The following is a 3,727-nucleotide window of genomic DNA, read 5'->3' as shown; positions in this document are numbered from 1 at the left end:
TAAAAGTGAGTGGCGACATTCACTGTTCTTTAACAATTTGGAAAAGCTGATAAAAGTAATCAATATTTTTTATTAAAGTAACTGAAGAATATCTGTAAAGATGTTCTTTCAAGAAGCTACTTTATCTGACAAATGTGATTAGCAAATATTGTCATTCATATAACAGTCCTTAAGTGGACACCGAAGACCGAAAGCAAGTAAGTCGGCCTGATTTTTCATGTAATCAGACGCATACAAAAGGCGGTTTAGGGTTGTATGGTTAAGTGACAAAGCGTATACGGTGGATGCCTTGGCAGTTAGAGGCGATGAAGGACGTGTTAATCTGCGATAAGCTGTGGTGAGTTGATAAAACGCGTTATAACCACAGATTTCCGAATGGGGAAACCCACCGCTTCGGCGGTATCATTAACTGAATACATAGGTTAATGAGGCAAACGAGGGGAACTGAAACATCTAAGTACCCTTAGGAAAAGAAATCAACCGAGATTTCCCTAGTAGCGGCGAGCGAACGGGAATTAGCCCTTAAGCTTTTAATGCGGTAGAGGAATGTGTTGGAAAGCACAGCGATACAGGGTGATAGCCCCGTACTCAAAACTAATTTTAAAGTGAAATCGAGTAGGTCGGGACACGTGTTATCTTGACTGAATATGGGGGGACCATCCTCCAAGGCTAAATACTCCTAACTGACCGATAGTGAACCAGTACCGTGAGGGAAAGGCGAAAAGAACCCCTGTGAGGGGAGTGAAATAGAACCTGAAACCGTATACGTACAAGCAGTGGGAGCATCTTTATGGTGTGACTGCGTACCTTTTGTATAATGGGTCAGCGACTTATATTTAGTAGCAAGGTTAACCGAATAGGGGAGCCGTAGCGAAAGCGAGTGTTAACTGCGCGTTTAGTTGCTAGGTATAGACCCGAAACCCGGTGATCTAGCCATGGGCAGGTTGAAGGTTGAGTAACATCAACTGGAGGACCGAACCCACTGACGTTGAAAAGTCAGGGGATGACCTGTGGCTGGGGGTGAAAGGCCAATCAAACCGGGAGATAGCTGGTTCTCCCCGAAATCTATTTAGGTAGAGCCTCGGACGAATTCCATTGGGGGTAGAGCACTGTTAAGGCTAGGGGGTCATCCCGACTTACCAACCCTTTGCAAACTCCGAATACCGATGAGAACTATCCGGGAGACACACGGCGGGTGCTAACGTCCGTCGTGGAGAGGGAAACAACCCAGACCGCCAGCTAAGGTCCCAAAATATTACTAAGTGGGAAACGATGTGGGAAGGCTAAGACAGCTAGGAGGTTGGCTTAGAAGCAGCCATCCTTTAAAGAAAGCGTAATAGCTCACTAGTCGAGTCGGCCTGCGCGGAAGATGTAACGGGGCTAAGTAATATACCGAAGCTGCGGCAGCATACTCTGTATGCTGGGTAGGGGAGCGTTGTGTAAGCTGTTGAAGGTGTACCGGGAGGTATGCTGGAGGTATCACAAGTGCGAATGCTGACATGAGTAACGATAATGGGGGTGAAAAACCCCCACGCCGGAAGACCAAGGTTTCCTGTCCCATGCTAATCAGGGCAGGGTAAGTCGGCCCCTAAGGCGAGGCAGAAATGCGTAGTCGATGGGAAACGGGTTAATATTCCCGTACTTGTATATTCAGTGATGGAGGGACGGAGAAGGCTAAAGTAGCATGGCGTTGGTTGTCCATGTGAAAGTGCGTAGGGTTGATGTTTAGGCAAATCCGGACATCAATATGCCTGAGACACGAGACGAGCCACTACGGTGGTGAAGTACTTGATGCCCTGCTTCCAGGAAAATCTTCTAAACTTATGAATATACGAACCGTACCCCAAACCAACACAGGTGGTCAGGTAGAGAATACTAAGGCGCTTGAGAGAACTCGGGTGAAGGAACTCGGCAAAATTGTACCGTAACTTCGGGAGAAGGTACGCCCTTGCACGTGATGGAACTTGCTTCCTAAGCGTACGAGGGCCGCAGTGACCAGGTGGCTGGGACTGTTTATTAAAAACACAGCACTGTGCTAAATCGAAAGATGACGTATACGGTGTGACACCTGCCCGGTGCCGGAAGGTTAATTGATGGGGTTAGCGTAAGCGAAGCTCTTGATCGAAGCCCCGGTAAACGGCGGCCGTAACTATAACGGTCCTAAGGTAGCGAAATTCCTTGTCGGGTAAGTTCCGACCTGCACGAATGGTGTAACCATGGCCACGCTGTCTCCACCCGAGACTCAGTGAAATTGAAATTGCTGTGAAGATGCAGTGTACCCGCACCTAGACGGAAAGACCCCGTGAACCTTTACTACAGCTTGGCACTGAACATTGAACCTACATGTGTAGGATAGGTGGGAGGCTATGAAGCAGCGTCGCTAGATGTTGTGGAGCCGTCCTTGAAATACCACCCTTGTATGTTTGATGTTCTAACATTGGCCCCTAATCGGGGTTGTGGACAGTGTCTGGTGGGTAGTTTGACTGGGGCGGTCTCCTCCTAAAGCGTAACGGAGGAGCACGAAGGTTAGCTAATCACGGTCGGACATCGTGAGGTTAGTGCAATGGCATAAGCTAGCTTAACTGCGAGACAGACACGTCGAGCAGGTACGAAAGTAGGTCATAGTGATCCGGTGGTTCTGTATGGAAGGGCCATCGCTCAACGGATAAAAGGTACTCCGGGGATAACAGGCTGATACCGCCCAAGAGTTCATATCGACGGCGGTGTTTGGCACCTCGATGTCGGCTCATCACATCCTGGGGCTGAAGTCGGTCCCAAGGGTATGGCTGTTCGCCATTTAAAGTGGTACGCGAGCTGGGTTTAGAACGTCGTGAGACAGTTCGGTCCCTATCTGGTGTGGGCGTTGGAAGATTGATGGGAGCTGCTCCTAGTACGAGAGGACCGGAGTGGACGAACCGCTGGTGTTCGGGTTGTTTTGCCAAAGGCATTGCCCGGTAGCTACGTTCGGAACGGATAACCGCTGAAAGCATCTAAGCGGGAAGCCGGCCCAAAGATGAGTCTTCCCAAGAGATTAAATCTCTCTAAAGGGTTGTTGTAGACGACGACGTTGATAGGCAGGGTGTGGAAGCGTTGCAAGGCGTTAAGCTAACCTGTACTAATTGCCCGTGCGGCTTAACCATACAACGCCTAAGACGCTTTAAAGTGTTGAGGTGTTGTGTGAGACAATAGTGTTCATCATGTTTGTGATGGGTAGCGTTTGATAAAGAATATTATCGGTGGTGTAGTCATCACTGAGACTTTTATGAGTTTTTTCCAGATTTGTTATAGATAACCAGTTTTTGCTTGGCGACCATAGCGATGCGGCACCACCTGAATCCATTTCGAACTCAGAAGTGAAACGTATTAGCGGCGATGGTAGTGTGGGGTTTCCCCATGTGAGAGTAGCACATCGCCAAGCTCCCAATAAGATAACCCATAGGTGTAATAGCCTGTGGGTTTTTTTATGTCTGCGATTGGGTGGGCCTTACCAAGATTCTATGGGGCTACCTCATCTTGGCCTCATTTAGCATCCTGCGGATGCAAATCACTCGGCCAAGACGAGGTAGCCCTAGGGTATGGATAGCCCACCCTATGCAGGCATACTCACCACAGGCCTAACACTCCAACGCGTTATCTTATGTATCGTGACCACAGTGAATTTAAACTTCGCTTGCAAATCATTCGCAGGCAACGTAGCCGTGCATCATTAATCATCATGCAGTAGGCA

Annotated in this window: 2 rRNA genes; both read left to right on the top strand. The window is 48.6% G+C overall.

What is annotated here, in order from left to right:
• Nucleotides 1-257 precede the first annotated feature (257 nt).
• Nucleotides 258-3,140: ribosomal RNA gene (locus NLF92_RS12560) — 23S ribosomal RNA — on the top strand.
• A gap of 162 nt (nucleotides 3,141-3,302) precedes the next feature.
• Nucleotides 3,303-3,418: ribosomal RNA gene (rrf, locus tag NLF92_RS12555) — 5S ribosomal RNA — on the top strand.
• The last annotated feature ends 309 nt before the right edge of the window (nucleotides 3,419-3,727 follow it).

Origin of the sequence: Opacimonas viscosa (assembly GCF_024199005.1) — a bacterium.
Lineage (GTDB): Bacteria > Pseudomonadota > Gammaproteobacteria > Enterobacterales > Alteromonadaceae > Opacimonas > Opacimonas viscosa.
The sequence above is the reverse complement of the archived record's forward strand: the minus strand, read 5'-3'. Positions and strand labels throughout refer to the sequence as shown.